Raw genomic sequence first — 14187 nt, 5'->3', positions numbered from 1 at the left:
TCACACTAACGCTCCTGGTTGTAGGTGCTGTCAGGACCGAAGCCCTGGCCGTTCGTTTCACTGCCTGCGCTGCGCCCGCGCTGTACGCCTCGGCGCAGGTTGCTCAGCCTGCCCCGGACGTCCTCCGGGGCGCGGGAGACCTGAGGGCCTCCCTGGGGGGTGTTCTCGGCGGCTCCCTCGATCAGGTTGGCCTTGGGTACCCGCCTCGGCAGGCCGGAGGAGGTGACCCCGCCGGCCTTGGGCTTCCGGAGCTGCGAGGCCTGCTGCCACCGCTCGTCGTTGGCCGAGCGCCAGCTGTCGCCGTTGTTCTCCGGAGTGGAGGCCGGCGGCTCCTGACTCCCATGCCGTGCGCCACCCGTACCGTTCGCACCGCTCGCGGTGGGTCCACGGCGGGGAAGCCCGGCGTCGGTCATCGTGTGAGCGGCGGAGGGGCCCGATCCCGGACGGTCGAAGCCTACGCGGTCCTGCTCACTCGCGTCAGCGGCCTGCGCAGATTCCGCTTCCGGGGCCTGAGAAGGGTACTGGCTCGGGTGGCCGTTCTGGTAGCCGTCCTGCTGTGGCCAGTCGTCCTGGTGGCGCCGCTGCTCGAACGCGGCGAAACCGCCCTGCCCACCCGCGCCCTGCCCCGAGGGCTCCTCCCGGGCCGGCTCCGCATAGGAGGGCTCCGGGTAGCCGCCGTTCGGCGAGAAGGTGTCGTTCTGCGGCAGACCGCCGTTCGGCGCGTAGTACTGCTCGTCGTACGCAGGCTGCTGCGGCTCCTCGTACGCCGTCTGCTGCTGCTCCTGGTACGACGCCTGCTGCTCCTGGTACGACGCCTGCTGCTCCTCGTACGGCGCCTGGCGGTCGTACGCGGACGGCTGCTGCTCCGGGTAGCCGGACTGGCCCGTGTCGTAGGCCTGCCCGGCGTCGTAGCCCTGCCGGCCGTTGTACTCGTCGTGGTACCCGGTCGCCTGGTTGGCGTCCTGGCCGCTCTGCCCGGGCAGCGCGGGCTGCTCGCTCGACTGGGCTTCCAGGGCCGCCCGGCGCTCCTCGCGCATCAGGGAGCGGCCGACGGGGTCCAGCTCGCGTATGTCGTCGGGGACGTCGGTGTAGCGGCTGTCGTCGAAGCCGAGCTCCGCCGCCGTGCGCATGGGCTGGCCGAAGTTCTCGCCGCCGAAGTTCTGCTCGGGGATGATCTGCGAGACGGTGAACTCGTCGCGGTCCACGTGCTGCTCGCCGCCACCACCGTGGGTGATCGCGTCCGGCAGCATGACCAGCGAGGTCGTTCCGGCCTGCTCGCCCGAGGGGCGCAGCTGGACGCGGATGCCGTGCCGGTCGGACAGCCGGCCGACCACGAACAGGCCCATGCGCTGCGAGATCGCGGCGTCCACGGTCGGCGGGTTGGCCAGCTTGTGGTTGATGTCCGCGAAGTCCTCGGCGGTGAGGCCGATGCCCTTGTCGTGGATCTCGATCATGACCCGGCCGTCGGGGAGACGGGTCGCGGTCACGCGGACCTTGGTCTGCGGGGAGGAGAACGTCGTGGCGTTCTCCAGCAGCTCGGCGAGCAGGTGCACGAGGTCGGTCACGGCCCGGCCGTGGATCTCGGCCTCCGGGACCCCGGACAGCTCGATGCGCTCGTACTGCTCCACCTCGGACGAGGCGGCGCGCAGCACGTCGACCAGCGGGACCGGCTGGTCCCAGCGGCGGCCGGGCTCCTCGCCGGCGAGGACGAGGAGGTTCTCGCCGTTGCGGCGCATACGGGTCGCCAGGTGGTCCAGGCGGAAGAGGTTCTCCAGCTGGTCCGGGTCGGCCTCGTTGTTCTCCAGGTCGGTGATCAGGGTCAGCTGGCCCTCGATCAGCGACTGGTTGCGACGTGACAGGTTGGTGAAGATCGCGTTGATGTTGCCCCGCAGCAGGGCCTGCTCCGCGGCGAGCCGGATGGCCTCGCGGTGGACCTGGTCGAAGGCGCGGGCGACCTCGCCGATCTCGTCGGTGGTGGTGATCGGGATGGCCTGGACACGGGTGTCGACGCGGCCGGGGTCGGTGCGGGAGAGCTGGTCGACCAGCATCGGCAGGCGCTGCTCGGCGATCCCGAAGGCGGCGTTGCGCAGCTGGCGCATCGAGCGGCTCATCTGGCGGGCGACCGCACCGGCCAGGATGAAGGCCAGGAGCAGGGCGACCACGACGGCGGCACCGGTGATGTAGGCGTCGCGCTGGGCGTCGTCGGCGATGTCGGAGGCTTCGCTCACCGCCTTGTCGGCCAGCTCGGTCTCGATCTTCTCGTACGCGTTGAACTTGAGCGTGTTGACCGCCCACCAGTTCTCGGCGGTGATGCCCCTCTCGGCGAGTGCGGCGCGCGCGCTCGGGTCCGTGCTCTGCAGCGTCGCCACGCCCGAGACCATGGTCGTCGGGTTGGACGGCGGCGGGACGTAGTCCGGGTTCTTGGCCTTGGCCTCCCGGGCCATCGCGGCCCCGTCGGTCTTCAGCTTGGCCTCGGCCGCCTTGAGCTTGGCCGCGTCCTCCTCGGTGCCGCCGCCGATGTACTCCTGCACGGCGATGCGCTCGAGGTAGGCGTACGAGGAGAGGGCGATGCGCTGGCTGGCCAGGTTGCCGTCGTCCGGGCCGGGCTTGACCAGGATGTGCATGCCGATGGAGCGCTGCAGCGACAGGGCCGCCTTGGTGAGCTCGATGGCGTACACGGTCCGGCCGTAGCTGGTGATGTTGCCGGTGCCGAGGCCCAGCTCGTTGGCGAACTCCGTCAGCGGGTGGGCGACCTCGACGTAGCCCTCTTCGGTCTGCACGCCCTTGAGCTTGGAGGTGTACGCGACCTGGCGCAGCGTGGCCAGCTTCGGCTCCGCCTTGCGGAAGAGATCCAGCCGGCGTTCCAGGCCGGGCTTGGCCGGCATGTTCTGCGCTGCGGCGTCGAAGGCGTCCGACGCCTCGTCGGTGGCCCTGCGGACCTGGGTGACGGTCGCCTTGTCCTGGGCGCTCTGGGCGCTGCCCTTCAGCAGGGGCGCCGCCGACGTGTCACGTTCGATGTAGAGGGCGTTGGCGTAGAGCAGCGAGGCGCGGACCAGACGCGCGGTGTTCTCCGCGTCCTCGGCCTCCTGCCAGGTGTCGATCGAGCTCTTCACCTGGAAGCCGCCCATGACGAGGCCGACCAGCACGGGTATGAGCAGGATCGCGTTCAGCCTGGTCGCCACGCGCCAGTTGCGCGGGGAGAGACGGCCGCCGCTCTCGGAGGGTGCGGCCGTCGGTTCCGAACCGGACGCGGGGGCGGGCGCCGCTGTGCGCGGCGGCGGGGTGAAGTTGCCCCGGGCCGACGGCTCGGGACTGTTCTTGCTTCGCCTCACTCGACCAACAACCTCTCGGCGGTCGGCACCAACGTTGTGCCGCAGTGTTCAGAGCCCCGGACGCAAGCGACGGACGAGTACGTCATTGACTATTGGGCAGTTCAGGCATTCCAGCACGACGACCTGCGCTCTTCCAAACAGTCCGGGGCGGGGAATCGACGTGATGTAAGCCCCAGATAAAACGGTCATAAAGAGCGAGCCCCGCCAAAAGGCGGGGCGATCGTGCGCGCAGCGAGACCGGGTGTGCGCGACGCGTGGCCATACCACCCGATTCCTCTGCCGAAACGTTATGAACACCTTGGCCGACCGTGTCAAAGGACACAGTCGGCTCCGGTGTATCTACGACAACTGCCGTATGGCGCTCCTGAATTGGGTGCTACCTCAGCCGTGCCATCAGAGCGTGCTCGACCAGCGTGATCAGGGCACTCTTCGCATCGGCCCGGTGCCGGGCGTCCGTCGTGATGATCGGGGTGTCCGGTCCGATCTGCAGCGCCTCACGCACCTCCTCGGGCTGGTAGGGCTGCTGTCCGTCGAAGCCGTTCAGCGCGACGACGAACGGAAGTCCCGAGTTCTCGAAGTAGTCGACGGCCGGGAAGCAGTCGGCCAGGCGCCGGGTGTCCACGAGTACCACCGCGCCGATGGCGCCGCGGACCAGATCGTCCCACATGAACCAGAAGCGGTCCTGGCCCGGCGTACCGAAGAGGTACAGGATCAGGTCCTGGTCCAGGGTGATACGGCCGAAGTCCATGGCCACCGTGGTGGTGGTCTTGTCCCCGGTGTGGGTCAGGTCGTCGATGCCCGCGCTGGCCGAGGTCATCACGGCCTCGGTACGCAGCGGGTTGATCTCCGAGACGGCGCCCACGAACGTGGTCTTGCCCACGCCGAAGCCGCCCGCCACCACTATCTTCGCGGAAGTGGTGGACCGCCCCGCGTCAGAGCTTGCGAAGTCCACTGAGCACCCTTTCGAGCAGTGTCACGTCCGGTGCGCCGGTGGCGTCGTCGCCGCCCGGCTGGTGGATCGCGACGAGACCGGCCTCGGCGAGGTCCGCGACCAGGATTCGGGCCACACCCAGCGGCATGTTGAGCAGCGCCGAGACCTCGGCCACCGACTTCACCTCACGGCACAGGTGGCAGATCCGCTGGTGCTCCGGGAGCAGCCCCATGAGCGCCGCGGGATCCGCGGTCGTGCTGATCAGTGCCTCGATGGCCAGCTGGTAGCGCGGCCGGGTCCGGCCGCCGGTCATAGCGTACGGCCGGACCAGCGGCTGGTCGCCCTCGTCCTCGTACGGCTCCGCGTACGGATCATGAGAGGCGGTGGGCGGGGTCATGGGTCCTCCGGGCGGGACGACAAGTCGGTCAGCAAGCCGTCAGACGGGGCCGGTGTGGGGTGTGTGGCGGCCGGACGGTGATGTGGTGAGACGGGTGGTGCCGGGGCCGATCAGTGAAGCAGACTGCCTTGGAGCTCAGCTCGCAGGTCGGGGGTGAGGACGGCGCCCGCGCGATCGACCAGGAGCGCCATCTCGTAGCCGACGAGGCCGATGTCGCACTCGGGGTGAGCCAGCACCGCCAGGGACGAGCCGTCCGAGACGGACATGAGGAAGAGGAACCCTCGCTCCATCTCCACGACCGTCTGCGCCACCTCACCGCCCTCGAAGATCCGGGAGGCGCCTGCCGTCAGCGACGTCAGACCCGAGGCGACGGCAGCGAGCTGGTCCGCGCGGTCGCGCGGGAAGCCCTCCGACAGCGCCAGGAGGAGACCGTCGGCGGACACGACGACGGTGTGGGACACCCCGGGGGTGTTGTCCACGAAGTTGGTGATCAACCAGTTGAGATTCTGTGCCGCCTGGCTCATCGGACTCAACTAACGCTCCTGCTGGTGAGTGGGCCGTGGGTGGCTGCCGGTCTGGGTGGACCCGGCCTGACGACCCTGTGCGATTCCCCGACGGAGATTGGTCAGCCGGCCGCGCACGTCATCGGGCGAACGCGAGACCTGCGGACCGCTCTGGTGGGTTTGCTGCTGAGCCGTGCCCGGGACGAGGTTCGCCCGGGGCACCCGGCGCGGCAGGCCGGAGGTGGTGACACCACCCGCGGCGGGCTGGCGGACTCGCTCGGCCTGACGGACGAGGTCGTCGTTCGGCGAGGTGCGCCAGCCGGCGGGGGCGGACCGCTGAGGACCGGTGGGTCCCTGCGGTTGCTGAGGGGCGGCCGGAGCGGAGCCGTTGTTCTGCGGCTGCTGCTGCTCCTGCTGGCCGTGGAACCAGTTGGTCTCCAGCGTGTCGTACAGCGGCGTACGACCGTCGCCCGGACCGGACGCCGGCGGCAGGGCCTCGGGCTCCTGCCGGACGGGCCGGGCCTGCGGGGCGGGCGGACGCGGGGCACCGAAGTCCGACCCGTTCCGGCTGCCGTTGCCCTGTGGCCGCTCGAACTGGCCCGTGCCCGTGGGGTCGGCCGGAGTGGCCGGACCCGGGAGGGGCGGCCGGCCGTTGTCCTGGCGGGGCGCCGGGTACTGGCCGGTGGAGCCGTTGTTGTTGTCGTAGGACTGCTGGGCCGGGTACTGGCCGGTCGAGCCGTTGTCGTAGGACTGCGACTGGGGAGCCGGGTACTGGCCGGTCGAACCGTTGTCCTGGCGCGGGGCCGGGTACTGGCCGGTGGAGCCGTTGTTGTCGTAGGACTGCGGCGCCGGGTACTGGCCCGACGTGGACGACGGGTCGCGGCGGCCGCCCGGAGTGCCGAAGACGTCCGGTCGGACGAACCCGCCCTGGCCCTGCGGCGCGTTCCCGCCCGGGCCGAACGGATCCGCCTGCTGAGCGGCGCCGAAGTCGGCCGGTGAGCCGAGGCCCTGCCGGTCGTCGTCGCGCGGCACGGCCGGCATCTCCGACGTCGAACCGGGGCCCTGCCGGTCGTCGACGCGCGGCAACGACGACGTACGGGCGACGTCCTGGTCCTCATGGCCGCGCGGGGCGTCCAGCGAGGCACGCGGGACCGGTGGCTGGGCGTTCTCGTCGCTCCAGCTCGGCACGCGAGCCTGCGCGTCGCCGCCGGGCAGCTCGGCCCGCGGGCCTCCGCGCGGCGGCAGCTGCGGCCTGCGCCCCTTGCCCTGCTCGGCGTTGCCGCCCTGCTTCTTCCGGCTCCGGCCACCGCCGAAGGCGTCCTGGCCCTGCGGCCCGTTGGTGCCCGCGGCCTGCAGACCCTGCGGGGCACCCGGCGCCTGCTGGCCGAACCCGGCACCGGCACCCGCCGGAGAGGGACGCCCCTGCGAGGGACCGCCCTGGTCGAACGCCGACGAGCCGGGACCCTGCGGTCCGCGCGCACCGCCCGGCGCTCCCGGACGGCCACCGTCCGCGTCCCGCCCGGGCAGCGCGGCCCGCGGGCTCTGACCGGGACCGAGCCGCCCGCCGCCGGACGCACCGCCACCGAAGGCACCGCCGGACGCACCGGCCCCGAGGGCACCGGCACCCTGGCCGGCACCGGCGGCACGCCGGGCCGCGGCCGCACCGGCGGCCGCCTGCGCGGCGGCCGGACCGCCGCCACCGACCGGCGGCTGACCGGGCTGCTTGGGCTGGGGCTTCCGGCCGCCCTGGGCGACATCGACGGGCAGCATGACCAGCGCGGTCGTACCACCGGAGTCGGAGGGGCGCAGCTGGATGCGGATGCCGTGCCGCTGGGACAGCCGGCCGACCACGAACAGACCCATGCGGCGGGAGACGGAGACGTCCACCGTCGGGGGAGAGGCGAGCCGCTCGTTGATCGCCGCCAGGTCCTCCGGCGACAGACCGATACCGGTGTCGTGGATCTCGATCAGCACACGGCCGTCGGGCAGTGCGTGACCGGTGACCTTGACCTTGGTCTGCGGCGAGGAGAAGGAGGTCGCGTTCTCCAGCAGCTCGGCGAGCAGGTGCACGAGGTCGTTGACGACCCGGCCGGCCACTTCGGTGGTCGGCACGGAGGCCAGCTCGATGCGTTCGTACTGCTCCACCTCGGACGCGGCGGCGCGGAGCACGTCGACCAGCGGCACCGGACGGGTCCAGCGGCGGCCGGGCTCCTCACCGGCGAGGACGAGGAGGTTCTCACCGTTACGGCGCATGCGGGTGGCGAGGTGGTCGAGCTTGAACAGCGAGGACAGCTGGTCCGGGTCGGCCTCGCGGGACTCCAGTTCGGAGATGAGTGAGAGCTGACGCTGGATGAGGCCCTGGGAGCGCCGCGAGAGGTTGGTGAACATCGCGTTGACGTTGCCCCGCAGCAGGGCCTGCTCCGCGGCGAGGCGGACCGCCTCGCGGTGCACGTCGTCGAAGGCCGCGGCCACCCGGCCGATCTCGTCCCGGGAGTGCACACCGACCGACTCCACGGACGTGTCGACGTCCTGCGGGTCGGACTCGGACAGTTGCTTGACCAGCTCGGGCAGACGGTCGGAGGCGACCTTGGTCGCGGTGTCCTCCAGGCGGCGCAGCGAGCGGATCATGGACCGCGCCACGACGAATGCGCCGACCAGCGACACACCGAGCACGATGAGGATCAGGGCACCGGAGATGATCGCGTCGCGCTCGGTGGCGCTGCGCAGCTCGCGGGCCTTCTGCTCCATCTCCTCGAGCAGCGTGTGCTCGATGTTCTTCATCTGCTGGATCTTGGTGGAGCTGTCGTCCAGCCAGTCGCGGTAGGACCGCTTGTCCTGCTGGGCGAGACCGCTCGCGGAGACCAGGGCGCGACCGGCGTAGGTGTCGGTCGCCTTGATGGTGGAGTTGCCGCCGTCCTCGATGGGCTTCAGCAGCTCGGCGGCGGAGTCCTCGCCGTAGATGCTCTTGAAGCTGCGGATCTCGGACTTCTGGCTCTCCAGGGCCGACTCGGCGTAGAGCCGGTCGTTCGACGAGAGCTTGCCGGTCGTCGTGTTGCTCGCCGGCAGGGCCGCCGCCAGGGCGGCGCGCTGGATCGAGGAGTACTCCTTGGCGGAGGAGAACGCCGCGAGCGCACGCGTGCGCTGGATCATGTCCGGGTTGCTGGTCGCCTCGGCCATGTCCTGGGAGAGGTCGATCAGGTTCTCGATCAGACGGTGGTACGCCTCGACCGTCTGCGTGGAGTTGCCCTCGGAGGCGTAGGCGCCCTTGCGGATCTGCTCCAGGTCGCCCAGCTCGCCGGCGAGCTGGACGAGGTACTCGCGGACGCCCTTGAGGTTGCCGTCCTTGCTGGCGCCGTCGATCTCCTCGGAACTGTCGAGGAAGTTCTTCCTGGCCCGGTCGGTCTTCTCGCGCAGGCCCTTGACCGTGAAGTCGGTCGCCTTGCCGCCGTGCGCGAGCGGGCCGGCCGACTGGTCGCGCTCCTCCTGGAGCGCGGCCGACAGCTCGGTGGCCTGCTTGGTCATGTCCGTCAGCAGCTTCATGTTGTCGAGCTGCTGGATGTCGTCCATGGACTGGTTGATACGCAGCGCGCCCAGCGAGGTGGCCGCGACCACCGGAAGGGCGAGCAGTGACACCAGTCGTGTGGAGATGCGCCAGTTGCGCAGGGCTATTCGCGGCCCGGGGCCGGTCGGGCCCGTCGGCGTCTTCAGCGCCGGGGAAGGGCCCGCGGACTCCGAGGAGGCCGACGTGCCGGGGCGCCCGGAGCGCTCACCGCCGTCACCGGCCGGGCCCTGGTTCTGGGCGTGCTGGGGCGAGGGGCCGCCATTCATGGGGCCAGTCCCGCCGTGCGGCTCCGGCTCCGCCGAAGCGTTGCCATCCCTCTTGAAACGTCCCTGCACTAGCGTCGCAACCTCTGGACCAGGCACCCCGTCGCCTGAACGGCGGGGCACGGTGTCGGCGTTCTGGGGACGCCCTGAAAAACGCCCCCGTGGTGGTCGTGAGTGACCGGCGCTGGCTCACCCTCTGGCCGCCACTCGGCGCGACTGTGCGCCCCCTGTGCGCCGGCTCGACCCTGCGGCGGTCCGTGAGATTCCAGCACAGCACAGGATCTGCAACAAGGCCCGTAGGCCGAGCCGTGATGTAGGTGACACCATGTGAGGGCCGGATCACCGGCGGTAGAAGGCGAGTTCGCTCATTTCGGACGTAAGTCCGCGAGTCGCCCGGTCGTGCCGCGTGTCCCAGTCGCCATGATCAGGAGCGGAATGATGGCTTCAGTGAGCCATTGTCCGTTTCGTTGGGGTGGGGTGCGAGTCCGTATTGACTGATTTGCCCTCTGAGTCGTGAGAAAACTCACATGCTGATCATGACCTTCGCGCGACTGGACCGGGGAATCGGATGTTTAGCCTGACGCTTTACAGCGATGGCACAACCGACAACCCGCGCCCGTACGGGGGTTCACACACCCTCCCGGCGCCCGTCACAGGACAGGGTCAAGTAAACAGTGAAGACGACGACGATGTTTCACAAGATCGCCAACCCGCGACGCACGACGCTGGCACACCTGGACGACGCCGACGAACTGCAGACGCCGGAGCAGCCGGAGCACCCCGTCGAACTCCCGGCCCAGACCGCAAACCCCAAGCGCACCGTCCTCATGGAGATCCCCGTCGCGGCCGCCGCGGCCGCGGAGTGACACCAGGTAGTACGCGTGCCGGCCGCCGGATGCTCATGGCGGCCGGACACGGATTTTCCAGGGGCGCCCCCGCGACAGGGGCGCCCCTTCATAATGCGCGGGGCGGGGACACGTCCCCGCGTTAGCCTGGAGCGTCAGACTCCAGCCGCTTCAGTCAAGGGGCCAAGCACACCGTGCGCATCGCCAGGTTCTCCATCGACGGGAACGTCGCCTTCGGCGCCATCGAGGGCGACAAGCAGGACGAGCTCGTCCTGGACATCATCAAGGGCATCCCGTTCGCGGACTTCGAGCTCTCCGGTACGAAGGTGCCGGTGAACAAGGTCAGGCTGCTGCCGCCGGTGCTCCCCAACAAGGTCGTGGCCTTCGGCCGCAACTACGGCGAGCACGCGCGCGAGCTGGGCAACGAGGTGCCCGACGCCCCCTTCGCCTTCTTCAAGCCGTCGACCTCGGTGATCGGCCCCGGCGACGAGATCCAGTACCCCTCCTTCTCCGAGGAGGTGCACCACGAGGCCGAGCTGGCCGTGGTGATCGGCCGGATGTGCCGCGAGGTCCCGCGGGAGCGCGTCAAGGACGTGATCTTCGGTTACACCTGCGCCAACGACATCACCGCCCGCGACGTGCAGAAGCGTGAGAAGCAGTGGGCCCGGGCCAAGGGTTTCGACAGTTCCTGCCCGCTCGGCCCCTGGGTGGAGACGGACCTGGACGCGAGTGACCTCACCATCCAGCTCACGGTCAACGGCCAGCAGCGCCAGCTGGGCCGGACCAGCGAGATGATCCACTCCGTCGAGGACCTGATCGTCAACATCTCCGAGGCCATGACGCTGCTCCCCGGCGACGTGATCCTCACGGGCACCCCGGCTGGGGTCGGCCCCCTGAACGTCGGCGACGAGGTCGCCGTCACCATCGAAGGCATCGGCACTCTCACCAACAAGGTTGTCAAGCGTGGCTAGCGCACCCGGCACTCCAGTACGCGTCCGTTTCTGTCCCTCGCCCACCGGTAACCCCCACGTGGGTCTGGTCCGCACCGCCCTGTTCAACTGGGCGTTCGCCAAGCACCACCAGGGCACCCTGGTCTTCCGCATCGAGGACACCGACGCCGCCCGCGACTCCGAGGAGTCGTACACCCAGCTGCTCGACTCGATGCGCTGGCTGGGCTTCGACTGGGACGAGGGCCCCGAGGTCGGCGGCCCGCACGCGCCGTACCGCCAGTCGCAGCGCATGGACCTCTACAAGGACGTCGCGCAGAAGCTGCTCGACGGCGGGTACGCCTACCGCTGCTACTGCTCCCAGGAGGAGCTGGACACCCGCCGCGAGGCCGCCCGCGCCGCAGGCAAGCCGTCCGGTTACGACGGCCACTGCCGCGCGCTCACCGACACCCAGGCCGAGGAGTACAAGGCCCAGGGCCGGGAGCCGATCGTCCGCTTCCGGATGCCCGACGAGACGATCACCTTCACCGACCTGGTCCGCGGCGAACTGACCTTCACCCCGGAGAACGTCCCGGACTACGGCATCGTCCGCGCCAACGGCGCCCCGCTGTACACGCTGGTCAACCCGGTCGACGACGCCCTGATGGAGATCACCCACGTCCTGCGGGGCGAGGACCTGCTCTCCTCCACCCCGCGCCAGATCGCCCTGTACAAGGCGCTGATCGAGCTGGGCATCGCCAAGGAGATCCCGTCCTTCGGCCACCTGCCGTACGTGATGGGCGAGGGCAACAAGAAGCTCTCCAAGCGCGACCCGCAGTCCTCGCTCAACCTGTACCGGGAGCGCGGCTTCCTCCCCGAGGGCCTGCTCAACTACCTCTCCCTGCTCGGCTGGTCCCTCTCGGCCGACCAGGACGTCTTCTCGACGGACGAGATGATCGCGGCGTTCGAGATCTCCGACGTGAACCCCAACCCGGCCCGCTTCGACCTGAAGAAGTGCGAGGCCATCAACGGCGACCACATCCGCCTGCTGGACGTGAAGGACTTCACGGAGCGCTGCCGCCCGTGGCTCCAGGCGCCGTTCGCCCCCTGGACCCCGGAGGCCTTCGACGAGGCGAAGTGGCAGGCCATCGCGCCGCACGCGCAGACCCGCCTCAAGGTCCTCTCCGAGATCACCGACAACGTCGACTTCCTGTTCCTGCCGGAGCCGGCCGAGGACGAGGCCTCCTGGACCAAGGCGATGAAGGAGGGCTCGGACGCCCTGCTGCGCACCGCCCGCGAGAAGCTGGAGGCCGCCGACTGGACCTCCGCCGAGTCGCTCAAGGAGGCCGTCCTGGCCGCCGGCGAGGCCCACGGCCTGAAGCTCGGCAAGGCCCAGGCCCCCGTCCGCGTCGCCGTCACCGGCCGCACGGTCGGGCTGCCGCTGTTCGAGTCCCTGGAGGTCCTGGGCAAGGAGACCACCCTGGCCCGGATCGACGCGGCGCTGGCGAAGCTGGCCGCGTAACGCGCGACACCTCATACGACGGGGGCGGCATCCGGTTCGGGTGCCGCCCCCGCCGTGTCCGCCCAGCCGCCACCCGGATCTCACCCTTCCGGCCAACTCCCGTCCCTGGGCGTGACGTTGGACGCCCTCTGCATGTGGGCCCCGGGCAGGGCCCGGTCACCGGCCTTAGGGGTCCTTTCACTGTGCCCGCCCGGGTCGCGCGGCCTGGCACCGCGCCTCGCCGCGTTGCCAGACCACGCGACCTGATCGGACGTTCACAGTGAAAGGCCCCCTTAACCCCAAGCCCGGCACGACCACCACCGCCGCACCGGCGCCCCCCGCACCCCGCCGACATCCAGGCCGTCAGCACCTGGCCGTACTGGTCCCGCGGCAGCTCGGCGGGCGTCCAGCCCTCCGAGGCCGCCGACCGCCGGATCACGGGCCCGGCCGACACCGGCCCGGCCCGCCTCGCCGACGGCCTCCCGCTCCGAGAGAACTGCGCCCCCCACGAACTGCCGCTCCCCGACTTCCACACCGGCACGGCCGGCACCCGCCCTGGTCGGGCTCCCCGCCGCCGACCGGAACACCGGCGGCGGCAACGGCCGCCGGCCCGTCGACCGCTTCGGCAACGCCTCCGGCAGACCCCTCCGCACGCTGACCGGCGCCTTCGCCGGGGCCGCCGTACGCCCTTCGCGGGACGGCACCACCGGCACCGGCGGCGGCGCCACGGGCGGCACCAGACCTGGAAGCTCACCCCCCACTCCCGCGACGACCAGGGCCCGGACCGCACTCCCACCGGCACCATGACCCCGTGCTGAGAGCGCCCCGCGGTGGGTACGGTCGGAGCATGAGCATCCAAGCCGTGGTCTGGGACGTCGACGACACCCTCTTCGACTACACCACCGCCGACCGCCTCGGCATGCGCGCCCACCTCACGGCCGAGGGCCTGCTCGACCGCTACGACACCGTCGAGCAGGCCATCAGCCACTGGCGGGAGATCACCGACCTGCAGTGGGCGCGCTTCGCCGCCGGCGAGGTCACGTTCGAGGCGCAGCGGCGCGACCGGGTACGGGTCTTCCTGGGCCAGGACCTCACCGACGCCGAGGCCGACGCGTGGTTCCGGCGGTACATCACCCACTACGAGGCGGTCTGGGCCCTCTTCCCGGACGTACTGCCCGTCCTGGACGCCCTCACCGTCAGTCACCGGCACGCCGTGCTCTCCAACTCCAGCCTGCACGTCCAGGACCGCAAGCTGCGGGTCCTCGGCGTCCACGACCGCTTCGAAAGCATCCTGTGCGCGGCCGAACTCGGCGTCTCCAAGCCCGAGGCGGGGGCCTTCCTCGCGGCCTGCGCCGCCCTCGGCCTGCCGCCGCACCAGGTCGCCTACGTCGGCGACCACCCGGAGATCGACGGACGGGGTGCCGCCGACGCCGGCCTGCTGTCGGTGTGGATCGACCGCGGCGGCCTCCACGCCACGATCGAGCCGCCCGTCGGGCCCCACCGCATCGCCTCCCTCGCCGAACTGCCGTCCCTGCTCGGCTCGGATACTCGTTTTGGAGCCCCGTCCACCTTCGGGTAATGTTCTTCCTGCGCCGCGGGAGCGGGCCGGAAGGCCGGAACCCCAGGCGCACTACTAGAACAAGATCCCCCAGGGGCTTGCGTTCCAGTGGCCTATGGTGTAATTGGCAGCACGACTGATTCTGGTTCAGTTAGTCTTGGTTCGAGTCCAGGTAGGCCAGCTCGCAGAGCTCATCTGCATCGCCCCCGTTGTGTAGCGGCCTAGCACGCTGCCCTCTCAAGGCAGTAGCGCCGGTTCGAATCCGGTCGGGGGTACTGGTTCCGAGCGATCGACGATCATCTCGGGACTGCTAGGGCCCCCGTTGTGTAGCGGCCTAGCACGCCGCCCTCTCAAGGCGGTAGCGCCGGT

The 14187-nt window shown here is 70.5% G+C and carries 9 protein-coding genes and 2 tRNA genes; 6 read left to right on the top strand and 5 right to left on the bottom strand.

Annotated elements, in window-relative coordinates; translation table 11 throughout:
• Positions 1-5: 5 nt before the first annotated feature.
• The 5 genes from ACFU3E_RS21945 to ACFU3E_RS21925 all read right to left on the bottom strand — a co-directional run bounded on the left by ACFU3E_RS21945 (position 6) and on the right by ACFU3E_RS21925 (position 9060).
• The gene (locus ACFU3E_RS21945; protein ID WP_384160628.1) at positions 6-3332 is read right to left on the bottom strand and encodes a nitrate- and nitrite sensing domain-containing protein; all 3327 of its coding nucleotides are present in this window, start codon (positions 3330-3332) and stop codon (positions 6-8) included.
• A gap of 376 nt (positions 3333-3708) precedes the next feature.
• Positions 3709-4284, bottom strand: coding sequence for an ATP/GTP-binding protein (locus tag ACFU3E_RS21940; RefSeq protein ID WP_104781463.1), 576 nt, complete (start codon positions 4282-4284; stop codon positions 3709-3711).
• Positions 4265-4660, bottom strand: a complete 396-nt coding sequence (locus tag ACFU3E_RS21935) for a DUF742 domain-containing protein (RefSeq protein WP_030851927.1) — start codon at positions 4658-4660, stop codon at positions 4265-4267. The genes ACFU3E_RS21940 and ACFU3E_RS21935 overlap by 20 nt, the downstream gene beginning before the upstream one ends.
• Positions 4661-4770: 110 nt before the next feature.
• The gene (locus ACFU3E_RS21930; protein WP_031138073.1) at positions 4771-5184 is read right to left on the bottom strand and encodes a roadblock/LC7 domain-containing protein; all 414 of its coding nucleotides are present in this window, start codon (positions 5182-5184) and stop codon (positions 4771-4773) included.
• 9 nt (positions 5185-5193) lie between these two features.
• A complete protein-coding gene (locus ACFU3E_RS21925; RefSeq protein WP_384160623.1) occupies positions 5194-9060 on the bottom strand; it encodes a nitrate- and nitrite sensing domain-containing protein in 3867 nt (1288 codons plus the stop codon).
• 617 nt (positions 9061-9677) lie between these two features.
• Between ACFU3E_RS21925 and ACFU3E_RS21920 the strand changes: the two genes are divergently transcribed.
• The 6 genes from ACFU3E_RS21920 to ACFU3E_RS21895 all read left to right on the top strand — a co-directional run bounded on the left by ACFU3E_RS21920 (position 9678) and on the right by ACFU3E_RS21895 (position 14093).
• Complete coding sequence (locus tag ACFU3E_RS21920) at positions 9678-9854, top strand: hypothetical protein (protein WP_384160620.1); 177 nt, start codon at positions 9678-9680, stop codon at positions 9852-9854.
• Positions 9855-10027: 173 nt separating this feature from the next.
• Positions 10028-10804 (top strand): fumarylacetoacetate hydrolase family protein, encoded by a 777-nt coding sequence (locus tag ACFU3E_RS21915; RefSeq protein WP_384160617.1) that lies wholly within the window; start codon positions 10028-10030, stop codon positions 10802-10804.
• Complete coding sequence (gltX, locus tag ACFU3E_RS21910) at positions 10797-12281, top strand: glutamate--tRNA ligase (protein WP_384160613.1); 1485 nt, start codon at positions 10797-10799, stop codon at positions 12279-12281. The genes ACFU3E_RS21915 and gltX overlap by 8 nt, the downstream gene beginning before the upstream one ends.
• Positions 12282-13107: 826 nt before the next feature.
• Positions 13108-13839 carry an HAD family hydrolase gene (locus tag ACFU3E_RS21905; protein WP_384160611.1) on the top strand — a complete coding sequence of 244 codons (732 nt, stop codon included), beginning with the start codon at positions 13108-13110 and terminating at the stop codon, positions 13837-13839.
• An 88-nt stretch (positions 13840-13927) separates the two neighbouring features.
• Positions 13928-13999, top strand: a tRNA-Gln gene (locus ACFU3E_RS21900).
• 21 nt (positions 14000-14020) lie between these two features.
• Positions 14021-14093 (top strand) — tRNA-Glu (locus ACFU3E_RS21895).
• Positions 14094-14187: the final 94 nt, after the last annotated feature.

The sequence above is a fragment of the Streptomyces sp. NPDC057424 genome (assembly GCF_042803315.1).
Classification (GTDB): domain Bacteria; phylum Actinomycetota; class Actinomycetes; order Streptomycetales; family Streptomycetaceae; genus Streptomyces.
The sequence above is the reverse complement of the archived record's forward strand: the minus strand, read 5'-3'. Positions and strand labels throughout refer to the sequence as shown.